Annotated in this window: 20 protein-coding genes; 12 read left to right on the top strand and 8 right to left on the bottom strand. The window is 68.2% G+C overall.

The features are described 5' to 3' along the window. From FFS23_RS17250 to FFS23_RS17290, 9 genes are all read left to right on the top strand, one after another. Nucleotides 1–2085, top strand: a 2085-nt coding sequence (locus FFS23_RS17250; RefSeq protein ID WP_137899577.1) for a TonB-dependent receptor, incomplete at its 5' end; no start/stop codon positions are given. Nucleotides 2086–2172: 87 nt separating this feature from the next. After that, on the top strand, nt 2173–3438 hold the full coding sequence (locus FFS23_RS17255; RefSeq protein WP_137899578.1) for a glycosyltransferase family 4 protein: 1266 nt from the start codon (nt 2173–2175) through the stop codon (nt 3436–3438). After that, complete coding sequence (locus FFS23_RS17260) at nt 3438–4535, top strand: KpsE/RkpR family capsule polysaccharide export protein (RefSeq protein WP_137899579.1); 1098 nt, start codon at nt 3438–3440, stop codon at nt 4533–4535. The genes FFS23_RS17255 and FFS23_RS17260 overlap by 1 nt, the downstream gene beginning before the upstream one ends. After that, nucleotides 4532–5338 carry an ABC transporter permease gene (locus tag FFS23_RS17265; protein ID WP_137899580.1) on the top strand — a complete coding sequence of 269 codons (807 nt, stop codon included), beginning with the start codon at nt 4532–4534 and terminating at the stop codon, nt 5336–5338. The genes FFS23_RS17260 and FFS23_RS17265 overlap by 4 nt, the downstream gene beginning before the upstream one ends. Then, nucleotides 5335–6726: an ATP-binding cassette domain-containing protein gene (locus FFS23_RS20670; RefSeq protein ID WP_137899581.1), complete on the top strand. Its 1392-nt coding sequence runs from the start codon at nt 5335–5337 to the stop codon at nt 6724–6726. The genes FFS23_RS17265 and FFS23_RS20670 overlap by 4 nt, the downstream gene beginning before the upstream one ends. Beyond that, a complete protein-coding gene (locus FFS23_RS17275) occupies nt 6723–8015 on the top strand; it encodes a glycosyltransferase family 4 protein (protein ID WP_171009535.1) in 1293 nt (430 codons plus the stop codon). Before FFS23_RS20670 ends, FFS23_RS17275 begins: the two co-directional genes overlap by 4 nt. Next, on the top strand, nt 8015–9178 hold the full coding sequence (locus FFS23_RS17280; protein WP_137899582.1) for a polysaccharide biosynthesis/export family protein: 1164 nt from the start codon (nt 8015–8017) through the stop codon (nt 9176–9178). Before FFS23_RS17275 ends, FFS23_RS17280 begins: the two co-directional genes overlap by 1 nt. Before the next feature lie 16 nt (nt 9179–9194). Beyond that, nucleotides 9195–10337, top strand: a complete 1143-nt coding sequence (locus FFS23_RS17285) for a glycosyltransferase family 4 protein (RefSeq protein WP_171009536.1) — start codon at nt 9195–9197, stop codon at nt 10335–10337. Between the two features lie 59 nt (nt 10338–10396). After that, nucleotides 10397–11605 carry a CDP-alcohol phosphatidyltransferase family protein gene (locus FFS23_RS17290; protein WP_041394052.1) on the top strand — a complete coding sequence of 403 codons (1209 nt, stop codon included), beginning with the start codon at nt 10397–10399 and terminating at the stop codon, nt 11603–11605. A 17-nt stretch (nt 11606–11622) separates the two neighbouring features. On the opposite strand, the gene FFS23_RS17295 is transcribed toward FFS23_RS17290, so the two are convergent. The 5 genes from FFS23_RS17295 to FFS23_RS17315 all read right to left on the bottom strand — a co-directional run bounded on the left by FFS23_RS17295 (nt 11623) and on the right by FFS23_RS17315 (nt 16666). Then, nucleotides 11623–12495, bottom strand: a complete 873-nt coding sequence (locus FFS23_RS17295; RefSeq protein ID WP_137899584.1) for a glycosyltransferase family 2 protein — start codon at nt 12493–12495, stop codon at nt 11623–11625. Nucleotides 12496–12532: 37 nt separating this feature from the next. Next, a complete protein-coding gene (locus FFS23_RS17300) occupies nt 12533–13648 on the bottom strand; it encodes a glycosyltransferase family 4 protein (protein WP_137899585.1) in 1116 nt (371 codons plus the stop codon). Nucleotides 13649–13691: 43 nt separating this feature from the next. Beyond that, on the bottom strand, nt 13692–14294 hold the full coding sequence (locus FFS23_RS17305; RefSeq protein ID WP_245640936.1) for a sugar transferase: 603 nt from the start codon (nt 14292–14294) through the stop codon (nt 13692–13694). A gap of 293 nt (nt 14295–14587) precedes the next feature. Next, nucleotides 14588–15718: a glycosyltransferase family 4 protein gene (locus tag FFS23_RS17310; RefSeq protein ID WP_137899586.1), complete on the bottom strand. Its 1131-nt coding sequence runs from the start codon at nt 15716–15718 to the stop codon at nt 14588–14590. A 69-nt stretch (nt 15719–15787) separates the two neighbouring features. Continuing rightward, the gene (locus FFS23_RS17315) at nt 15788–16666 is read right to left on the bottom strand and encodes a glycoside hydrolase family 16 protein (protein ID WP_249340736.1); all 879 of its coding nucleotides are present in this window, start codon (nt 16664–16666) and stop codon (nt 15788–15790) included. A 507-nt stretch (nt 16667–17173) separates the two neighbouring features. On the opposite strand from FFS23_RS17315, the gene FFS23_RS17320 reads away from it, so the two are divergent. The 3 genes from FFS23_RS17320 (at nt 17174) to galU (ending at nt 20292) form a co-directional block, all read left to right on the top strand. After that, entirely contained in the window at nt 17174–18112 is a 939-nt protein-coding gene (locus tag FFS23_RS17320; protein ID WP_052075853.1) for a glycosyltransferase family 8 protein, read from the top strand. 263 nt (nt 18113–18375) lie between these two features. Further along, nucleotides 18376–19278, top strand: a complete 903-nt coding sequence (locus FFS23_RS17325; RefSeq protein ID WP_137899589.1) for a hypothetical protein — start codon at nt 18376–18378, stop codon at nt 19276–19278. 141 nt (nt 19279–19419) lie between these two features. Further along, the gene (galU, locus tag FFS23_RS17330; protein WP_041394046.1) at nt 19420–20292 is read left to right on the top strand and encodes a UTP--glucose-1-phosphate uridylyltransferase GalU; all 873 of its coding nucleotides are present in this window, start codon (nt 19420–19422) and stop codon (nt 20290–20292) included. A gap of 57 nt (nt 20293–20349) precedes the next feature. Here galU and rfbA read toward each other — a convergent pair whose 3' ends face one another. From rfbA to FFS23_RS17345, 3 genes are all read right to left on the bottom strand, one after another. Then, complete coding sequence (rfbA, locus tag FFS23_RS17335; RefSeq protein ID WP_137899590.1) at nt 20350–21285, bottom strand: glucose-1-phosphate thymidylyltransferase RfbA; 936 nt, start codon at nt 21283–21285, stop codon at nt 20350–20352. After that, entirely contained in the window at nt 21282–22355 is a 1074-nt protein-coding gene (gene rfbB, locus FFS23_RS17340; protein ID WP_137899591.1) for a dTDP-glucose 4,6-dehydratase, read from the bottom strand. Before rfbB ends, rfbA begins: the two co-directional genes overlap by 4 nt. A gap of 170 nt (nt 22356–22525) precedes the next feature. Further along, on the bottom strand, nt 22526–22865 hold a 340-nt coding region (locus tag FFS23_RS17345; protein WP_212742995.1), incomplete at its 5' end, for an L-serine ammonia-lyase, iron-sulfur-dependent, subunit alpha.

A 22865-nucleotide genomic window follows, 5' to 3' on the forward strand; every position in this document is an offset into this window, starting at 1 on the left:
GTCGTATCGCGCTTGCTGGCGGTGACGACGATGTCGCCGCCACCCCCCGCGCCGCAGCCCGACGGCGACATCGTCGTCACCGCCAGCAAGCGCGATACGACCCAGGACAATTTCGCCGGCCAGGTCTCGAGCATCCCGGGCGGCGAACTGGAGCGCGGCGGTGCCGGCGGCACGGATCGCCTCGTCCAGCGGCTGACCAGCGTGACCTCGACCTATCTCGGTGCCGGCCGGAACAAGCTGTTCATCCGCGGCATCGCCGATTCGAGCTTCACCGGCCCGACCCAGGCGACGGTCGGCCAATATTACGGCGACCTGCGTCTCAGCTACAACGCACCCGACCCCGATCTGCGCCTCGCCGATCTCGCGGCGGTGGAGGTATTGGAAGGCCCGCAGGGCACGCTCTACGGCGCCGGATCGCTCGGCGGGCTGATCCGGCTGGTGCCCAATCCGGTCGCGCTGGACCGTGCCGCGGGATCGGTGGTGGTCGGCACGTCGGCGACGATGCATGGCGGTCCGGGGCTGGACGCGCAGGCGGTGCTGAACGTGCCCGTCGTCACCGACCGGCTGGGCGTGCGCCTCGTCGCCACCGACGCGATCGAAGGCGGCTATATCGACAAGCCGCTGCTCGGTCGCGCCGACGTCAATCGCACCCGCATCGAGGGCGGACGGGCGACCGCGCACCTCGAGATCGGGTCCGGCTGGAGCGCCGAGCTGATCGGCATCGGCCAGCGGATCCACGGTGCGGACAGCCAATATGCCGATCGCGACGGCGCGCCGCTGACCCGCCTCGCCCCGGTGACCGAGGGCTTTCGCGCCGATTACGGTCAGGCACAGGCGGTGATCGCCGGTCAGATCGGCGCGGTCCGGTTCCGCTCGACCAGCGGCCTCACCGCGCACGACCTGCTCGAACGCTATGACGCGACGCCGCCCGGCGGCCCGCCCCGCCTGTTCGTCCAGGCCAATCGGACGCGGATGCAGGCGAACGAGACCCGCGCCTGGCAGAGCGCCCCGGACGGCTCGGGCTGGCTCGCCGGCATCAGCTACGTCCACAATCAGACCCGGTTGCGCCGCCTGCTCGGCGCGCCCGACTCGCCCGCGCCGACCACCGGCGTCGTCAACAGCGTGCGCGAATGGACCGCTTATGGCGAGGGCAGCATCCGTCCGCTGCCCGGCCTGCTGCTCACCGGCGGCCTGCGCGCGACGCGGTCGACGCTGGACGGCAGTCCCGAGGATGTCGCCATCACGGCGCGTGACGGCGAGACGGCGCAGCGGTCGCAGACGATCGTCCTGCCGGGCGCCTCGGCGCTCGTCGACGTCGCCCGGCGCACCAAGCTGTTCCTGCGCTACCAGCAGGGATTCCGTCCGGGCGGGCTGGCGATCGAAAGCGACTATGTGCGCCAGTTCCGCAACGACCGGGTGGCGACGATCGAGGCCGGAGTGCGCCATGGCTCGTCGCTCGCCGATCTCAGCGTGACGGTCGCGCGGGCGTCGTGGCGCGACATCCAGGCCGATTTCATCGACGGCCTCGGACTGCCGAGTACCGCCAATATCGGCAACGGCCGGTTGTGGACGGTGGAGGCGACCGGCACGCTGCGCCCGGTCGGCGGCCTGCGCCTCGAAGGCGCGGTGTCGTACAACGACGGTCGCATCGAAGAGCCGTCGAGCCGGCTGCTCGCGCTGATCGCGACGCCGGAGCTGCCGCCGGGGGCGGCGGCCACGCGCGCGCAGGCCTCCGCCCGGCTCGAACAGATTCCCAATATCGCGAAGGTGACCGTGCGGGCCGGGGCCACCTACCATCACGATCTCGGCGCGGCGGGGCTGACGGTCGACGGCTGGCTGCGCTACGTCGGGTCATCGCGGCTTGGCGTCGGCCCGGTGCTCGGCCAGCGGCAGGGCAGCTATCTCGATACCGAGGTCACCGCGCGGCTGGCTTTCGCGCGCTTCGGCGTGACCGCGGGGGTGAGCAACCTGCTCGACACGCGCGGCAACCGCTTCGCGCTCGGCACGCCGTTCGCCACCGGCCGCGATCAGGTCACGCCGCTGCGGCCACGCACCTTCCGGATCGGCCTCGACACGCGTTTCTAGATCGGGCGTCACCGGCGCGGCGGGAACGCTCCGGAAAAATTTGCGACGCCACCAAGGTCGGGACGTGGCGCCTCCGTCTGTCTCAGGATGAATGCGGTCACTCCAGGCTTCCCCAGCGCGGCGACAGGCGAGGCGCCCGTCCTGCTCGACGTGACGCGTCTGGTGGCGCTGCGCTGGACCGGGCGCCCGGCCAACGGGATCGACCGGATCTGCCTTGCCTATCTGCACTATTTCGCGCCGCAGGCCCGCGCGGTGGTGCAGCATCGCGGCGTCATCCGCGTGTTCGGCCGATCGGCGTCGTGCCGGCTGTTCGCGCTGCTGGCCGGCGATCGTCGCCGCGGCATCCGGCATCGGCTGGCGCTGCATCTCGCCGCGGCACTGGCACGGCCGCGTCGACCCCGTCCGGGCGGCCTCTACCTCAACGTCTCCCATACCGACTATGACCTGCCGGCGCATGTCCGCTGGATCGCGCGCCACGGCCTGCGCGCCGTCTACCTCGTCCACGACCTGATCCCGATCCTGCACCCGGACCATTGCCGGCCCCACGCCGTCAGGCGGCATACGGACCGCGTCGCCGCGGCGCTGCGCCACGGCGCCGGGATCATCGTCGGCAGCGCCGCGGTGGCGCGCGACCTGCACGCGCATGCGGCGCGGCTGCGCCTCCCCTGCCCGCCCGTCGCGCTCGCGCCGCTGGCGGGGGCCGCGCTGCCCCGCGATGCGCCACCGCCGGCCGACGGTGATTACTTCCTGTGCGTCGGCACGATCGAGAGCCGCAAGAACCACGATCTGCTGCGCAGGGTCTGGGACCGCATGCGCGCCACCGCCGGCGGCATGCCGCCACGGCTGGTCATCGTCGGGCGATGGGGCACCGGGGTCGCCGCGCTGCGCGACGCCCTCGCCGCGTCGCAGATGGCCGGCGGCCTGATCGAGATCGTCGAGGATTGCGACGACGCCACGCTCGCCTCGCTGATGCGCGGCGCGCGTGCGGTCCTGATGCCTTCGCTGGCGGAAGGGTTCGGCCTGCCGATGGCCGAGGCGCTGGCGATGGGCGTGCCGGTGATCGCCAGCGACCTGCCGTGCTTCCGCGAGGTCGGCCAGGGCATTCCGTGCCTGCTCGATCCGCACGATGTCGCCGGCTGGGCGGCGCGGATCGTCGCCTTCGATCGTGCCGCGGCGCAGCGGCAGCGCCGGATCGATGCGCTGCGCGGCTATTGCCCGCCGAGCTGGGACGATCATTTCGACCAGGTCGCGCCCTGGATGAGGGCCCTCGCCCGCCCGGCCGCCGACCTTCGCCCCGGGACCGGCCGTCCGGTGCCCGCCGGCTGTCACATCAATCTGGGAACCGCCAACTAGTGTCGTCCACATTCACGCGCCCGTCGCCGTTGTTCCTCGCGCTGGTGGTGGTGCCGACGGTCCTGGCGACGCTGTACTTCGCGCTGTTCGCCAGCGACGTCTTCGTCTCTGAGGCGCGCTTCGTCGTGCGCAGCCCGAGCAAGGCGGCGGTCACCTCGCTCGGCCAGGTGCTCAGCGGCAGCGGCCTCAGCGGCGCCACCGAGGAAAGCAATGCGGTGGTGGAGTATCTCGAATCGCGCGGCGCGCTGGCCGATGCCGATCGCGACGGTCTGCTGACCCGCGCCTATACCGTGGGGTCGGTGTTCCTGTTCGACCGGTTCGGCGGCCTGCTGCCCGCCAATCGCGAACGCTTCTTCGATTATTATCTCGGCAAGGTCGAGGTCGAGCCCGACACCACGACGCAGGTCCTCCACCTCAGCGTCAGCGCCTTCGATCCGGTCGCGGCGCGGGCGATCAACGAACGCCTGCTCGAACGCTCGGAAGCGTTGGTCAACCGCCTCTCCACCCGGGCGCGGTCCGACGCGCTGACCGTCGCCGAAAGCGACGCGCGCGACGCGCAGGAGCGCGCGCGCACCGCCGCGGTGCGGCTCGCCGCCTATCGCAACCGCGCCGGCATCATCGATCCCGAGAAGGAGGCCGAGGCGCGGCTTCAGGGCATCGCCAAGCTCGACGACGAGCTCGTCTCCGCCCGCACGCAATTGCAGCAGATGGAGGCGTTCACCCCGGCCGCGCCGCAGATCCCCTATCTGCGCACCCAGATCGACGGATTGCAGAAGGAGATCGCGCAGCGCCGCTCGGGGGTCGCCGGCGGCCGCAACTCGCTGTCCGCCGCGGCTGCCCGCTACCAGGTGCTGCAGCTCGACAGCGAACTGGCTGCCAAACAGCTCGCCGCGACGCTGATCTCGTTGCAGGACGCGCATGCCGAGGCCCGCCGCAAACGCGCCTATGTCGAGCGGATCGCGCCGCCCAGCCTGCCCGATTATCCGATCCGGCCGCGGCGGCTGGGCGGGATTCTGGCGGTGCTGGTGCTCGGCCTGCTCGCTTGGGGCATCCTCACCATCCTGCTCGCCGGCGTGCGCGAGCATCGCGAGGGATGACCCCCGCCGCTCCTCTCGCCCGTCCGCCGCTGCGCGACAGCCTGCGGGTCCAGGGCCGTGTCCTCGTCGCGCTGCTGCTGCGCGAGATGCTGACCCGCTATGGCCGGCACAATATCGGCTTCCTGTGGCTGTTCGTCGAACCGATGCTGTTCACGCTCGGCGTCGCCGCCTTGTGGACCGCGGCCAAGGCCTATCACGGCAGCAACCTGCCGATCGTCGCCTTCGCGCTGACCGGCTATTCCAGCGTGCTCCTCTGGCGCAACATGCCGGGCCGCTGCATCGGCGCGCTGTGGAGCAATTTGTCGCTGCTCTACCACCGCAACATCCGCGTGCTCGACATCTATATCGCACGCGTCGCGCTCGAATTCGGCGGGGCGTCGATGTCCTTTGCCGGCTTGAGCGTATTGTTCATCGTGCTCGGCTGGATCGATCCGCCCAAGAACATCCTCGAGGTGGTCGGTGGCTGGCTGCTCATCGCCTGGTTCGGCGCGGCGCTGGCGATCACGCTGGGTGCGCTCAGCCACGAGAGCGAGCTCGTCGACAAGCTCTGGCACCCCGCCTCATATCTGATCTTCCCGTTGTCGGGTTCGGCGTTCCTCGTCGATGCCCTGCCCGCCGCGGCGCAGAAATACGTGCTCTACATCCCGATGGTGCACGGCACCGAGATCGTCCGCGAGGGCTATTTCGGGTCGCGCGTCCACGCCCATTACGACCTCGGCTACGTGCTGCCGTTCTGCCTGGTGCTGACCTTCGTCGCGCTGTTCACCACGCAATGGGTGGCGCGCCGCGTGGTGCCCGAATGATCCGGCTGACCGACGTCCGCAAGGTCTACCACACCCGCTCGGGCGACAATGTCGTGCTCGACGGCGTCGGCTTCGAGCTGGCGATGGGCGAACGGCTCGGCGTGCTGGGGCGCAACGGTGCGGGCAAGTCGACGATGGTCCGCCTCATCAGCGGCGCCGAGCGGCCGACCTCGGGGCGCGTCGAGCGCGGCATGTCGGTGTCGTGGCCGCTCGCCTTCGGCGGGGCGTTTCAGCCGACGCTGTCGGGGATCGACAACATCCGCTTCATCAGCCGCATCTACGCGCAGGATTTCCAGCGCAATCTCGCCTTCGTCGCCGACTTTTCCGAACTCGGCGCCTATCTGCACGAACCGGTGCGCAGCTATTCCTCGGGTATGCGGGCGCGGCTCGCTTTCGCCATCTCGATGATCATCGAATTCGACTGTTTCCTGATCGACGAGATCGGCGCGGTCGGCGACGCGCGCTTCCACGATCGCTGCAACCACGAATTGTTCGGCAAGCGCGGCGATCGCGCGATGGTGCTGATCAGCCACGATCCCGGCTATCTGCGCGACCATTGCAACCGCTTCGCGCTGCTGCACGGCGGCCGGCTCGCGCTGTTCGACGATTTCGACGAGGCGTACGACCGGTTCCGCGAGGCGATCGGCCTCGTCGCCGCGCCGGCGATCGATCGCGCCGCGGCGGTCGACCGCACCGCGCTGATCGAGGTCGCGCAGCATCGTGCGCTCGCCGACGACCGTTTCCGGCTGCTCGTGCGCGAGGGCGACTGGCGCCGCGACGCGCGCGACTGGGCCGCGGCGGAGGAGCGTTATGCCGCCGCGCTCGCGCTCCATCCCTATCAGCGCTCCTATTGGGTGCAGCATGCGCATGTCGCCAAGGAGGGCGGGCATTTCGCGCGCGCCGAAGCCTCGTACCGCACCGCCTGCGCGCTCGGCGAACCCGCCGCGGACGTCGTCGAGCATCTCCGCTTCGTCGTCGCGCAGGGCGGCGACGAGCCCGCCGCCTGGCCGATCCATCCTTATCGCAAGGGACCGGCGGCTACGCAGGTGCCCGGCCGTCCCGACGTCGATGCGCTGGCCTGGCTGCTGTGGCCCGGCGCGACGGTCGCGGACACCGAGATGGTCGCGCTGCTGCGCCGCCACGGCAGCTGCGACGCGCTCGCCGCGGCGATGATCGCCGATCCGCGCTTCGCCGATGCCGCCGACGCTGTTCCGGACGCGGCCGATACCGACGCCGAGACGATCCGCGTCCTCGCCTTCGCGCATCTCCCCCCGGCCGACGGCGCGACCGTCGTCGCGACGCTGCCGTCCGACGCGCCATTATGGCCGGCCGCGGCCGCGGCGGGCGCGTTCCGCGACTGGCCCGCCACCCAACGGGCACTCGCATGAAACACGTCCTGATCGACGGCTACAATCTCGGGCTGGAGAAGGGCACCGGCGTCGCCACCTATGCGCGCAACCTCAGCTACGAGGTCGGGCGGCTCGGGCATCGCACCTCGGTGCTCTACGGCCATCAGGGGCTGGCGGCGCGCGAGCCCCTGCTGCGCGAGATCGGCTTCTTCGACAGCGGCACCGCCAAGCGGCAGGGCCGCCTGCGCGACCTTGCCGGCCTGCTGTCGCCGCTGGCCTCGCGCGCCGCGGCGGTGCCGGTGACCGGGCGGGTGGTGACGCGCCAGTTCGGCGCGCGGCTGCCGCATTACGACACGCTCTACAACGCCACCGACGTGTTCCGCCGCGCCAACGGCCGCTTCCACGCCTGGGGGCGGACCACCGCGGTCCGCCTGCCGGTGCAGCCCGACCTCGCGCATTGGACCTATCCCTTGCCGCTGCGCGTGCCGGGTGCGGCCAATCTGTTCACGCTGCACGATCTCGTGCCGCTGCGGCTGCCCTATACGACGCTCGACGACAAGCGGCGCTATCTCGCGCTGCTGCGGACGATCGCGCGCACCGCGGACCATCTCGTCACCGTCTCCGAATGCTCGCGCCGCGACATCATCGAGCTGACCGGCATCGCGCCCGAGCGGATCACCAACACCTATCAGGCGGTCGACATCCCCGCCCGCTATCTCGACACGCCGGAAGAGCAGGTCGCGCGCGAGGTCGAGGGTGCGATCGGCGCGGGCTACAAGGACTATTTCCTGTTCTGGGGTTCTATCGAGCCCAAGAAGAACATCGGCCGCATCGTCGAGGCCTATATGGCGAGCGGACTGACGACGCCGCTCGTCATCGTCGGCGCCCGCGCCTGGCGCGCCGAGGGCGAATTGCGCCTGCTCGACGCGCTCGCCAACGGCAAGCCCGCCAAGGGCGACGTGCGCCGCGGCCGCATCATCCAGCTTCCCTATGCGCCGTTCGGCCTGCTCGTCAGCCTGATCCGCGGCGCCAAGGCGGCGCTGTTCCCCTCGCTCTACGAAGGGTTCGGCCTGCCGGTGCTCGAGGCGATGCTGCTCGGCACGCCGGTGCTCTGCTCGAACACCTCGTCGCTGCCGGAGGTGGCGGGCGACGCCGCGCTCGCGGTCGATCCCTATGACACCGCCGCGATCGGCGCCGGGCTGCGCGCGCTCGACGCCGACGCCGATCTGCGTGCCGATCTCGCGCGCCGCGGCCTCGTCCAGGGCGCGCTCTTCTCTCCCGACCGTTACCGGGCGCGCCTCGCCGCGCTCTACGAGAGGTTCCTCTGATGCCCATCCCGCCGCGCCTGTCGGCCGCGCTCCTCCTGCTGCTCGCGACCGGCTGTTCGACGATCGGCGGCTCCGGCCCCTCCGCCAAGGCGATCGGCCGTGCCGCCCGGCCCGGCACCGCGGCCGACCGCGGCATCAGCGTCGTGCCGCTCGACGAGGCGACGGCGCGCCGCGCGGCCGCCTTCGCCCGCGCGCAGCGGTTCGCCGACGTGTTCGGCGTGGTCGCGCCGACCAGCACGGTGATCGGCGTCGGCGACGTCCTCGACATCGCGATCTGGGAGGCGCCGCCCGCGGTGCTGTTCGGCGCGACGCCCCCCGGCGCCAGTATCGGCAGCGCCATCGCGCAGAGCGCCGGCATCCCGCAACAGGTGGTCGGCGAGGACGGCACGATCACCATCCCGTTCGTCGGCAGCGTCGCGGTGCGCGGATCGACCCCGCAGGCGGTCGCGCGCACGATCGTCGCGCGGCTGGCGGGGCGCGCGCACAGCCCGCAGGCGATCGTGCGGCTGGCGCAGAACGACAGTCGCGCGGTGACGGTGATGGGCGAGGTCGGCGCGACCCGCCGCATGCCGCTGACCCCGCGCGGCGAACGCCTGCTCGACGCGCTCGCCGCCTCGGGCGGGTCGCGCCAGCCCGTCGCCAAGACGACCGTCCAGCTCACCCGCGCCGGCCGCACCGCGGCGATGCCGCTCGACGCGATCGTCCGCGATCCGACGCAGAACGTCATGTTGCAGGCCGGCGACGTCATCACCGCGATATTCCAGCCCTATAGTTTCATCGCGCTGGGGGCGGTCGGCCAGAATGCCGAAGTGCCGTTCGAGGGCGGCGGCATCTCGCTGGCGCAGGCGCTCGGCCGGATCGGCGGGTTGCGCGACGATCGCGCCGACGTGCGCAGCGTCTTCGTCTTCCGCCTCGAACATCCCGAGGTGCTCGATCCCGAGATGGCGCGGACGGCGCGGCGCACCGCCGAGGGGCTGGTGCCGGTCGTCTACCGGCTCGACCTCGGTCAGGGCGCGTCCTTCTTCACCGCGCAGGATTTCGGCATCCGCGACCGCGACGTGCTCTACGTCTCGAACGCGCCGATCGCCGATCTCCAGAAATTCCTCAACATCGTGTCGAGCGCCGCCTTCTCGGTCACCGGCATCAACAACGCGGTGCAATGAGCGCCGCCCCGTGCCGATGCCGACGATCTGTATCGACTGCCGCTATATCGGTCCCCGGCCGAGCGGCATCGCCGAGGTGGTGCGCGGCCTGATCGACCACGTGCCGGCGCTGGCGCCGGACCTGCGCTTCCTGCTGCTGCGCCACCCCGCGCATCGCGGCCGGCTGAGCGACGCGCCCAACGTGGTCGAGCAGCGGGTGTGGCAGGCGGCCAATGGTCCGGCGACGATGTGGTGGCTGCCCGAGGTGGTCGATCTGTCGCAGGTCGACCTGTTCCACGCCACCTTCAACATCATGCCGGCGGGCCTGCCGATGCCCTGCCTCGTGACGATCCACGACATCATGCGGCTGACGCATCCCGCCTGGTGCCGTACCGGCCTGCGCGGCGAAGTGGAGCGGCTCTTCTACGGCCACGGCCTGCGCCGCGCGATCCGCACCGCCGATGCGATCGCGGCGATCAGCACGGCGACCGCGACGCAGCTCGCCGCTTATGATCCGGACGTTGCGTCGCGAACGACGGTGACGCTGTCGGGCGTCTCCGATCATTTCCGGCCGGTCGCACCGGACGCTGCGGCGCTGACGGCGCTGGGCCTGACACCCGGGCGCCCCTTCGTGCTGACCGTCGGACAGGATGCGCCGTACAAGAACCACGAAGGCGCGATGCGCGGCTTTGCCGCCGCCTTCGCCGACGATCGCGGCATCGATCTGGTCATGGTGCAGCGGCGTGGTGCGGGGCGGGTACGGCTCGAGAGCCTGGCGCGGGCGCTCGGTATCGGCGAGCGGGTCCACTTCCTCCCCGTCGTCGACAGCGATGCGCTGGTGACGCTGTACGGCGCCGCACGGGTGCTGCTGCATCCCTCCTTCGCCGAAGGCTTCGGCAATCCCGTCGCCGAGGCGATGGCGAGCGGCTGCCCGGTCGTCACCAGCATGACTTCGTCGATGCCGGAGGTCGCGGGGGGTGCGGCGCTGCTTGCCGATCCGCACGACATCGGGTCGATCGCCGACCGGCTGCTGGCGGTGGTGCGTTCGCCCGCTCGCGCCGAACGGATGCGGGCCGCCGGCCTGACGCGGGCGCGCGCGCTGCGCTGGCGTAATTTCGCCGCGGCCAATCTGACGCTCTACCGCCAATTGCTGGCAGACGCCCCGGTCCGGCGCTTTTGACCAAGGTTTTGCTGCCGCCGTTCCGTCAACCCAGCGACGCACCAGCGGGAACGAGCGACTTGCCCCAGATCATCCTTGTCTTTTCGAGTGCGGCGACCGCGGAATATCGCGTCGCCGGCATTCCCGCCGCGGCCCGCGCCGCGCAGGCGATCGCCGGGATCGCGGAGCAGGACGGCATCCGCCGGTGTTCGATCGTCGTCGACGAACCATGGGTCCCCGGCGACGCGCTGCTGGCGGAATGCCGGCGTCTGGCGCCGGATCTCCGGCTCGGTTTCGCGATCGTACCTTCGGACGACGAGAGGCTGACGGTGCGTGGCGAGACGTTCGTCGCGGCATTGGCGCAACGGCATAGCGGCCCCGGGCGCGAGAACGTGCTCCCGGCGCTGTTCGACGCCTGCGTCAAGGATCGGGTATCGCTGTCGTCCGCGCTCCTGCCGCAGGCGGCGGCCTTCAAACTGCTCCGCCGCGCGAGCCGCGACGTGCTCGCCGCGACCGGCAAGGGCGGCGACGGCATCGTGTCCCGCTACATCAACCGCCCGATCTCGCGGGCGATCAGTCATCAGTTACTGCGCATCCCGGCCGTCACCCCGTTCCATGCCAGCCTCGGCACCGCCCTGCTGGGTCTGGCAATGGCGTTCGCCCTGTTCCTCGGCGACGGTACCGGGCTGATCCTGGGGGCCTTGCTGTTCCAGGCCGCCTCGATCTTCGACGGCGTCGACGGCGAGATCGCGCGCGCGACCTATCGCACGTCGGAACTCGGCGCGACGCTGGACAGCGTCATCGATGCCTTCACCAACCTGGCGTTCATCACCGGCGTGACCGTCAATGTCGCCATGGCCGGCGACGTGACGAGCGCGGTTGCGGGCGGCATCGCACTGGTCACGCTGGCCGCCGGCCTCCTGCTGATCGGCAGACATGCGAGCGCGATGGGCGAGGCGATGAACTTCGACGTCATCAAACGGCAGCTGCGCAACGGCCGACGCACGTCGCGGCTCACCGAATTCTTCATTCATCTGACGATGCGGGATTTCTTCGCCGCGGCCTGCGCGCTGATGATCGTCGCGGGGTTCACCGACATCTTGCTCATCGCCTTCGCGGTGATCGCTCTGGGCTGGTTTTCGGTAACCGCGCTGGTCCTGTCGAGGCTGAAGCGGACGACGCGGGGCGGCATGACCATGGTCGCGGCGGCACGGCGCGCCGAGCCCTGCGCCCTCGCCCCGGCCAGCCTCGCTTTCCCGCAGAGCGGCACGGCCATCCGCAGCGACTGAGCCGCCGCTCGCCGTTCCTAGAAGTCGAGGATCCGGTCCGGGCGCAGCTTGCCGGTCAGCAGGTCCTTCACCGCGCGCCAATTGCCCGCGACGCGGCCCTTGCGATCGACCCACGGCTCGGGGGTGAACGCCTTGACGTGGTTGCTGCCGACGTTGCGCATCATCAGCCACAAGGCGTCGCTTGGCGCCATGGTCCCCTTGCGGATGAGATAGAGCGGGTTGGCGACCTGCGAATAGCCGAGGCGCAGACCCGGGCTGCGACCACCCTTGACCCCCTGGTGCACCCCGACGAAGCCGTGCGTGCGTTCCACGCGGCCGCGGCTGCGCAACCGCCGTGAGAAGTCGACGTCCTCCTGCCAGGCATAGAGCGGCAGCTTCTCGTCGAAGCGGACGTCGCCGATCGCCGCGCAGCGGAACGCCATGTTGCAGCCATAGGTGCCCATGGCCTTGATCAGCGTGGTATCGATCGGCGGGTCCTCGGCATCATAGGCCTCGACCATCGTCGTCGCCGTCTCGTAATCGACGCCGGCGCTATGGATGCCGTCGGCGAGCAGCTGCCCGCTGGTGCCGACCAGATCGGGATGCGCCGTGAACACCGCGGCGATCCCCTCGATGCAGCGCCGGCTCGGCACGTAATCGTCGTCGAAGAAGGCGACCACGTCGGGCGCGCTGGTCAGCGCATCGAGCCCCGAATTGCGCTGGTGGCACGAGCCCTTCGGCCCGCGCAGCACCTTGACCGACGGATCGGCGAAGCCTGCCGGAATGTCGGCGTCCGAGGCGATCGAGAAGATGATCTCGCTCGGCGTCAGCGTCTGGCGGCGGGCATGGTCGACCCAGCGGGCGAGCTCGACCGGGCGGCCGACGCTGGCGATGACGATGGCGACCTTCATCGGGCGCTCCTTGACTGGCCAAACAGGGTGTGCGGGCTCATGCGCGCTGCCCCGGCAGGCAGCGGCGCAGCGCGTCGACCAGCAGGTCGCCGGCGCGTGCCCAGGTGAAGGTGGCGGCCTGCGCCGCGCCGGCCTCGCTCATCCGCGCGCGCAACGCGGGATCGTCGCGCAGGCTGCGGATCTGCGTCCGCCATGCGTCGGGCTGGTCGGGGTCGGCGTAGAGCGCCCCCTCCCCGCAGGCTTCGGGCAGCGCGCCGCACGGCGCGACGACCGCCGGGGTACCGAGGATCATCGCCTCGAGCGGCGGCAGGCCGAAGCCCTCGGTCGTCGAGGGCATCGCGAAGCACAAAGCGGTCTCGAGCAGGCCGCGCAGCTCGCCGTCGTCGATCATGCCGGTGAACAGCACGTCGTCGGGCAGGAAGGGATAGGCAGCGCGCATCTCGTCGGCGCTCGCCTTGCCGAGCAGCACCAGCCGGACGTCGCCCATCGCGCCGTCGGCGAAGGCGCGCAGCAGCACTGCGATGTTCTTGTGCGGCTGCGTCGTCGCCAGTGCGACGACATAGCGGCGCTCGGTAAGCGCGAGGCGGCGGACGGCGCCGGCATCGCTGGCGAAGCCGAGGATATGGTCGACGCCGTTGGGGATCACCGTGATCGTCTCGGCGCGCGCGACCTTGTGATCGACGAGCTGCTGCTTGGAGAAATGCGAGACGGTCAGGATCTGCAGGTTGCGGCGGCCAAGCCGCGGCAGCAGGAAGCGATACCAGCGCACGAAGGCGGACGAATAGGATTGCGGCGCGGTATAGACCTGCGCGTCGTGGATCATCGTGATACCGCGCGCCGCGGCGAGCGGCCCGACGTTGGAGAGCGACAGGATGACGTCGCCCCTCCCCTGCCGCGGCAGCGTGAACTGTTCCCAGATCTGGCCGCCGCGACGACCGGCCTGATGCACCGGCAGGCCCGCGATCGTCGCCGCGGCATCGCCGCGCGGCGCCTCGACCTGCACCCCGGCGGGGAACAGGCGCAGCAGCTCGTCGCGGCGCGCGCCCAATTGGTGGAGCAAGGCGGTGGCGACGCGCTGGACGCCGGTCGGCCGGGCATAGAGGAACCGCCCGTTGACGAGCAGCCGCCCCGCCCCCGCGGGTCCGCCGGTCATGTCCTTGCGCAATCCGTTCCCCCTTTTCGCGTCCGTCGCGGCTCTAGCGGCTGCCCTTGGCCGCCAGCACCGCAGGCACCGTCATCATCATGATCTTGATATTGAGCCCGAGCGAACGATGCTTCGAATAAGCGACGTCGAGCGCGACGCGGCGCCGGTAGGTCGTGTCGCTGCGCCCGCTGACCTGCCACAGGCCGGTGATGCCCGGCCGCACCCGGCAATAATCCTGGAAGCGGCGGCCGTAGCGGACCACTTCGGCGTTCACGATCGGCCGCGGTCCGACGATGCTCATCGTGCCGTTGATCAGGTTGAAGAACTGCGGCAGCTCGTCGAGGCTGCTCTTGCGCAGGAAGCGGCCGAGCGGGGTGATACGCGGGTCGTTGCGCAACTTGTGGTCGCGCGCCCATTCGGCGCGCGCGGCGGGATCGTTGGCGAGCAATTGCTCGAGCCGGTCGGTCGCGTCGACCACCATGGTGCGGAACTTGAGGCAGCGGAATTCGCGCCCGTTCCGCCCGATCCGCGGCTGCGCGAAGATCAGCGGTCCGGGATCGCTAGCATAGATCGCGATCGCCAGACCGATCAGCAAAGGAGCGAAGACGATGATGGCGATGATGCCAACGACGAGATCGAGCATGCGCAGGATCATCTCGTTAACGTGATTTTCGGATGGGCGATCGGACACGCGCGGTTCACCGCCCCTTTCCTGGGTTAGATACATAACGACAACCCCTTCACCAGCCCAATCGCACCGCGCCCGTTGCGGTAAGGTTAATACCGCCGAAATAATTCGCGCGCCACTCGGCTTCATGGCCGGTTTTGCCGGCGCTACATCATACCATCCTGATAACGGTAGATAATTCCATCACAAGTGTGCCCAGATCGGCACAGATGGCCGATGCGGCCTGTCTCATGTCGGGAAATGCGCGATCCCGTGCCCGATCATGCGACCGCCGCTTGCCGACGCCCGGCAGGCGATCGAGTCTCACCGACAAGTGATTGAGAAATCTCGACATGGCGACGTGCGAAGGCGTAGGAGCTGAGCCCGTCCGGCCCCATCCGGTGCTGAGCGGCGACCGCCTGGGCGTAGCGCTTCTCGGGGTCCGACAAGAGCCCGTCGATCGCCCGCTCGAGCCCGTCGACATCGCCGCTGGCATAATAAGTCACCGCATCTGCATCGAAATAATCGCGCAGCCCGCCGACGTCGCTGGCGATCGCGGCGACGCCGTTGAGTGCCGCCTCCTGCAGGACGGTGATCCCCGAGGCATGGGCGTTGGGCGACAGCGGCACGATCGCGATCGTCGCCTGACGATACAGCGCCTTGAGGTCGTCGTTATTGTCGACCCCGGCGATCTCGACGTTGGCGATCCCCTCGGCGAGCGCCGCGGGACATTTGGTCGAGACAATGCGCAGCCGCCAGTCGGGATGGCGCGCCACCGCCTGGATCAGCGTCGGCCAGTCGCGATGCACGTCGTTGCCGACCGCGATGATCCGCTGCGGATCGCCTGCCTGACCGCGCACGGGCGGCGTCTGCTCGCTCGCGTTGATCCCGAACAGCACCAATTCGCTCGGCCGGTCGGCGAGGCGCTGGCGCGCCATCTCGAGATTTTCCTGCGAATGGAAGGTGAGCATGTCGGCACTGCGCATCAGCCGGCGGTAATAGGCACGGCGCAGACCCGACAACCGGTCCCAGCCATCCATCAGCCAGACGCTCTGCGCGAGCAGCTTGGGCCGCTCCGCCGGCGTGAGCCGCTGCAGCGCGAACACCTGGCTGACCGCGAGATGCTGCGATTCGGTGTGCGTCCAGACGACATCGGCCGCGCGCATCGCCCGGCGGTTGCGCCAGGCGTGCAGGACATCGAAGCCGAGCACGGCGCGCAGCCCGAGCCGCACCAGCCGGCCCAATCGGCCTTCGGGATGATCGACCGACTTGGTCATCGCCTCGACCATCGGCATGGCATGGCGATAGCCATAAGGGTCGCGTTCGTTGACGCCGATCAGCTCACCGCTGTCGAACCTGCGACCCCACCGATCCTCGCCGAAGCCATAGGCCAGGTGGACATGAACCTTCATGATCATCGTCCTATCTCAATCTCTTGGCAGCGAACTTACCATCGCGACATTGCAAATCACTGACGGGGCTCACGGGCGGGGGCGTTTGACGTAGGCGCGCACATAATCGACCGTCATCGCGCGATCGTCGGGCATCTTGTCGATCGGCCAGCCGCCACCTGCGCCCAGGTTGAGGAGCAACATCTTGGGCTTCAGATACTCGGGGGCCGAAGCGAAACAGGCGACCGAGCGGCCGTCGAGGAAGACGTTGATCGCATCCTTCTCGACGCTGACGCCATAGCGATGCATCCCCGTGGTCAGCGAATCCGGCGGCACCCGCACCACCTTGGGGCCCTGATCGCGGCTCTTGCCGTCGGTCCACAGATGCGTGGTGGCGAGGAAGGTGGCGGGATCGCGGCCGTAATGTTCGAGCACGTCGATCTCCGGCGTCGTCTCGCCCTTCTTGCCGAGCGAGCCGAGCCAGAACGCCGGCCAGACGCCGTCACCCTTGGGCAGGATCGCGCGCATCTCAAAATAGCCGGTGCGCTGCAGGAAGCCGCGGCCCTGTGCGTCGCTCGACGACAACAGTCCCGAATGCCATTTGCCCTGCGCGTCGCGCTTCATGTGGATGGTCAGCAGACCGTCGCGGACCGAAAAGGGGAAGCCCGGCTGCGGATCGACGAAGGTCGAGGAGCCGAAATCGCCGTTCCACGGCGTATGCGCGGTCCAGCGCGTGCCCGGGCCGCGCGCGGAGACGTCGAGCGTGTCGAACGGTTCGTCGAAGGTCTGGCGATACTGGCGCAGATCGATCGTCGCGGCGCATCTGGGCAGCGGCGTACAGGCGGCGGTGGTGGCCAGCGTCAGCGCCGCGCAGCCGGTCATGCCGGCCGACAGCAGGCGGCTGCGCTCGGCGTGCGTGCGGACCGAACGCGTGCGGTCGACGCGGGTCCTGGGCAGGAATGGGATCATGGCCACCTTTGCCTTCCATCGTTGGGGAGCAGCGTGCCGGCCCTTTGCGGGCCATCGCCGGGTCTTTTGCCCGGCTGGCAACCTCCATACGCCGCATCGTCGTCGCGGTCGGCGCCACCGTCCGGTGCGCCGGGCGTCTACGCACCACCGCGCCAGTCGATCCGACAGTTAACGCAGCGGTCAGACTTTCTTTAAGCCAGTCCGCGGTCCGGCGCTACCCATCGCGCCCCGCGTCCGATTTTGGCACAGGAGAATTGACCTATCCGCTATCTCCCGCCGGCCGCGGAAAATAATACGCCAATATGATGGCTCGATGAGCCACGTCGTTCCCTTCCCTCCCTTACCGCGGGTCGCGACATCCGTTATGCCGGTTGCACTGAGGGAGGAGGCTAGCGTCTTGAGTGACTGCGAAAAATGTCATCAGCGGCGCGGCACGGACATCGGTTCCACGAACGTATTGACGGCGGTCGGTCGTCCGTCACACAGAGTGGCCGCAAAGGAATTTACGTGACTGTCAATTCTTCCCCGCCGCGATCGTGCATTTGCTACATAGCGAACCAGGGGTATCTGTTCCAATCGCTGGTCAGTGCAATACAGGCGCGGCAGTTTTCGCCGGCGCATTGGGACGTCATCGTCTACGATCTGACCCGCGAACCGGGTGAGGAAAGCCGCCGCATCGCGCATGTCTGCGCGGCCAAGGGGATTGCGTATCGCTGGGAGGACCCGGCCTTCCTCGGCGATCTGCACATCATGAACGCACGCCTGTTCCTCGATCAGCTGCTGCCGGCCGATTATGCGGAGATCCTCTACCTCGACGGCGATACGCAGGTCGTCGGCGACCTGACCCCGCTGCTCGACTTCCAGCCGCAGGACGGCGGGTTGTGCGCGGTGCGCGACCCGATGATCTATCTCAGCGGCATCGCCCGGCTGCGCGGCGATTTCGAGGATGAGATCACCGCATTCGGCGAGAATTACGTCAACAGCGGCGTGTTTCGGGTCAACCGGGCGAGCTGGGCGGCGATCTCGCGCGAGGCGCTGGCGCAGATCGGTGCGGCGTCCAGCGCGCTGCACTTCGAGGATCAGACGATCATCAACCGGGTCACCGACGGCCGCCGCGATTACGCCTCGATCCGGTGGAACTTCCCGGGGTTCGTGCTCGGTTACGGCATCGACACCATCGCCCCCCCGGCGATCGTCCATTTCATGTCCAATCCACGCCCGTGGCAAGGCGCTTATGCGCCGTGGGGACGGTCGTGGCACAAGCCCTATCTCGCCATCGCCCGCGAGTTCCCCGAGATCAGAGAATATTGTGCGGCGCTAGATCTGCGCCGGCGCGCCGCCTACAAAGTCAAGCAGATCGCCAAATCCTATCTCGAACGGCGGCTGTGGAACGAGCCTGAGTTGCTGGATCATATCCGCCGGCTGGAATTGCAGGCCGCGGTCTGATCGCCGCACCGGCAAGACGATGCGGCCATGGCGAAGACGCGACTGTTCAGCAATCATATCACACAATTCGCCGTGCAGTGTGGCAATGCGGCCATCGTCCCGCCGGAATGCTTAAGTGGGACGGTTGGCATGCGTCAGGATGCTGGATTGATACGATGAAATGCGCTACCCGACGCCGATAAAGCGCCCGACCCCGGCGGAATTGCCGCGACGTACGCCCTGCGGAGACACGGGAGCATCATGCATTCCAGGACTGCCCATTGATGCTTGGCCCGGCAAATTCGAAAAATCTGGTCATCACGCGGGCGGGACCGAAAAGTCTGCACGAGCGCTGGCTCGCGCCTGCCTCCGCGCGCGACTTCGATCTGCTCGTCGCCTCCTTCGATCCTAACAGCCGCCCGCTCGACGCGGCGGGCACGTTCCACCGCTTCATCCCCGGCACCAAGGTCCAGGGCTGGCGTGCGACGCTGTCCGACAACAGCGATTTCATCGCCCAATATGACTATGTCGCGCTGATCGACGACGACATCGACACCGATGCCGACAGTCTCAGCCGGCTGTTCGCACTCGGCGCGGCGGAGGGGTTCACGATCTTCCAACCGAGCCTGACCTGGGACAGCTATTTCACCTACGCCGGCACCGCGCGCAATCCGTCCTTCACCTTCCGCGAGGTGAATTACATCGAGATGATGGCGCCCTTTTTCGCGGCGCGTGCGCTGCGCGAGGTCGCGCCGCTGTTCGATTACGGCTGGGAAAGCGGCATCGACCTGGTCTGGGGCAGCGCGCTGCCGCCCGAGGACCGGCGCTTCGCGATCGTCGACGCCATCCCGATCCGCCACACCCGCCCGGTCGGCGCGCTGAAGGAGGCGAACGGCTTCATCAACCGCGGCTATGAATCGGATATCGACGCGGCGCTGGGCCATTTCACGATGCCCTGGCCTAGCCTGGTCGCTACCTCGGGCTTGACAGCTGCGGGACAAAGGGTCGGCCGCTGGGGGCTCGCCTGGCGCGTTCTGGCGCTGCTCACTTTGCCCTTCCGGACGCCGACGCCCAGGGCGTTCCGCCGCACCTTCGATCATATCCGCCATCAATGGATGCGTCGCCCGGCCTATGCCGAGGAGGTCCGCGGCCTGCTCGCCCACGATGCCGCCGGCCGGCTGCGCTGAACCGGCACCCCGCCTGCGCCGGGTCGCGACCGATCCGGTACGAATGGGTGGATGACTGTATTTCTTCTGTCTTCATAACATTCTAGACCCCCGGGCGACGGGTGGTCTCGACCGCCTCCACAGCAATCGATGGGACCAGTCATGACGATCAAGCGCGTACGCAAAGCGGTGTTTCCGGTAGCCGGGCTCGGCACGCGGTTCCTTCCCGCGACCAAGGCGATGCCCAAGGAGATGCTGACCGTCGTCGACAAGCCGCTGATCCAATATGCGGTCGAGGAAGCGCTCGAGGCGGGGATCGAGCAGATCATCTTCGTCACCGGCCGCGGCAAGGGCGCGCTCGAGGACCATTTCGACATTTCCTACGAGCTCGAGGATACGATGCGCGCGCGCGGCAAGTCGCTCAGCGTCATCGAGGGCATCCGCCAGAAGCCCGGCTCGCCGGTCTACGTCCGCCAGCAGGAGCCGCTCGGCCTCGGCCATGCAGTATGGTGCGCGCGCGAGATCGTCGGCGACGAGCCGTTCGCGGTGCTGCTCCCCGACGAGCTGATGGTCGGCAAGCCCGGCTTCATCGCGCAGATGGTCGAGGCCTATAATCAGGTCGGCGGCAATATCGTCGGTGCGCTCGAGGTCGCCGACAGCGAGACCGACAAATACGGCATCATCTCGCCCGGCGCGATCGATGGCCGCCTTACCGAGGTCAAGGCGCTGGTCGAAAAGCCCAAGCAGGGCAGCGCGCCGTCCAACCTGATGATCCCCGGCCGCTACATCCTCCAGCCCGAGGTGATGCGCATCCTTGAGAGCCAGGAAAAGGGAGCGGGCGGCGAGATCCAGCTCACCGACGCGATGGCGCAGCTGATCGGCCAGCAGCCGTTCCACGGCTTCACCTTCGACGGCGAGCGCTACGATTGCGGCGACAAGGCGGGCTATATCCAAGCGAATCTCGCCCTCGCCCTCGCCCGCGCCGATATCGGCCCGAGCGTGCGCAGCTTCGCCGAGGGGCTGCTCGCCAAGTAAGATGATCGACAGGCCGACGTGTAGACATGTCGGCCTGTCGAGCATGTGTTTTTCGGCTCAGCCTCTGCGCCTGTCATCGGCGCGGCGTTCGCCAAACGGTAGCGGCGCGTACGCTTCCTCTTCGATCGCCGTCAAAATCGCGCGACCATAGGCTGTTTTGGCAAGCGCCCTGCCCTGTTCCGCGGCTGCCTCGGCCGTGATGAATCCTTGCAGGAAAGCGATCTCCTCCAAGCAGGCGATCTGGATGCCCTGGCGATGCTGAATGGTGCGGACGAATTCGGCCGCCTCCAGTAGGCTGTCGTGGGTGCCGGTGTCGAGCCAGGCGAAGCCTCTGCCCATCGGTTCGACATGGAGCGTGCCGACCTCCATATAGCGACGCGCCAGATCGGTGATTTCCAGCTCCCCGCGTGGTGAAGGGGTTAGGCCGACGGTATGATCGCAAACCTGGGCATCAAAGACGTAAAGCCCGGTGATCGCATGGTTGGAGCGCGGGCGTTCCGGCTTCTCCTCGATGGAAACAGCGCGACCGTCCGCGTCGAAGGCGATGACGCCGTAACGTTGGGGATCCTCCACTCGATACGAAAAGATCGTCGCACCGCCCTTGCCTGCCTCCGCACGGGCGACCGCACGCCGCAGCATTGGTCCCAAGCCATTGCCGAAGAAGATATTGTCGCCAAGAATCAGTGTGACCGGCTCGCCCGCAATCCACTCGCGGCCAATGGTAAACGCCTGGGGCAGGCCTTCGGGACGTTGCTGCTCGGCATAGGCAATCTGTAGGCCAAGCCGAGACCCATCACCGAACAATGTTCGATAATGCGATAAATATTCGGGACTCGAGATGATCAAAATCTCGCGGATGCCCGCGAGCATCAGCGCAGATAGCGGGTAATAGATCATTGGCTTATCGTAGACCGGCAGCAACTGCTTGTTGACGACCAACGTTGCAGGATGGAGCCGCGTGCCGGTGCCGCCGGCAAGAATGATGCCCTTCATGCCGAACGCTCCATTTGTCCATTCAGTCCGCGTCGCACGTCTGCCGCTTGCCTATCGACCAGAGGCTGCCACCAAGCTGCGTTGTCGAGATACCAGCGGATCGTCATTTCCAGGCCGCTTTCGAAACTCTCCTGTGGCGCCCAGCCCAGTTCGGCGTGGATGCGGGTAGCGTCGATCGCATAGCGCTGATCGTGACCCGGACGATCGGCAACGAAGCCGATCTGTTCGGCGTAGGAGCCCCCTTTCTCGCGCGGACGCAGTCGATCAAGCGTCGCACAGAGTGTTTCGACTACGTCGATATTCCGTCGCTCGGCGCTGCCGCCGATATTATAACGGCGCCTTGGGACGCCACGTTCGAGCACCGCTTGCAATGCGCGGACGTGATCCTCGACGAACAGCCAGTCGCGCACGTTCTCGCCTCGCCCGTAGACAGGCAAGGTCTCTCCCGCCAAGGCCTTGACGATCATCAACGGGATCATCTTTTCGGGAAAGTGATAGGGGCCGTAGTTGTTCGAGCAATTGGTGACGAGCACCGGCAGGTCATACGTATGGCCCCAGGCACTGACCAGATGATCGGATGCCGCCTTTGACGCCGAATAGGGCGAGCGCGGGTCATAGGGCGTCTCCTCGGTGAATGCGCCGGTAGGCCCCAGCGAACCGAACACTTCGTCGGTCGAAATGTGATGAAATCGGAACGCCGCGCGCTCGGTTTGTGACAGGGCCTGCCAATAGGCACGCGCGGCGGTAAGCATCGTGAAGGTGCCGACGACGTTGGTCTGTACGAAGGCGCCAGGGCCATCGATCGATCGGTCGACATGGCTCTCGGCGGCCAGATGGGTGATCACGTCCGGGCGGAAGTCGTGGATCGCGGCGCCGACGGCCGCCGCATCGCACACGTTGGCATGGACGAAACGATAGCGGGGATCGTCGGCGACCGGCGCGAGTGCGGTCAGCGTACCGGCATAGGTCAACGCATCGAGGTTCAGCACCTCGTGCCCGGTGTTGCGGATCAGGTGGCGGACCAACGCCGAGCCGATGAAGCCGGCTCCCCCGGTGACGAGAATACGCATGGCTTGTGCCTAGCTGCAAAGGGTTAACAGGCACATCTAGGCTACGACATGTCGCCGTGTCGACATGTCGGATTGCATAGGGATCGACGATTAGGTTTGTCGATGTGCATTTCGCTCAAGTCGCGCCGCACTTGGATGTAGGGCTGTCGACACGACGACATGCTGACACGTCAACATTCCACCACGTTGACGGCGAGGCCGCCGAGGCTGGTTTCCTTGTATTTCGAGCGCATGTCCTCGCCGGTCTGGCGCATCGTCTCGATCACCGCGTCGAGGCTGACGACGTGGCTGCCGTCGCCGCGCAGCGCGAGATAGGCGGCATTGATCGCCTTCACCGCGCCCATCGTGTTGCGCTCGATGCACGGGATCTGCACCAGCCCGCCGATCGGGTCGCAGGTGAGGCCGAGATTGTGCTCCATGCCGATCTCCGCGGCATTCTCGATCTGGCGGTTGCTGCCGCCGAGCACCGCGGCGAGCGCCCCCGCCGCCATCGAACAGGCGACCCCCACC

It is taken from the genome of Sphingomonas sp. 2SG, assembly GCF_005503285.1.
GTDB lineage: Bacteria > Pseudomonadota > Alphaproteobacteria > Sphingomonadales > Sphingomonadaceae > Sphingomonas > Sphingomonas taxi.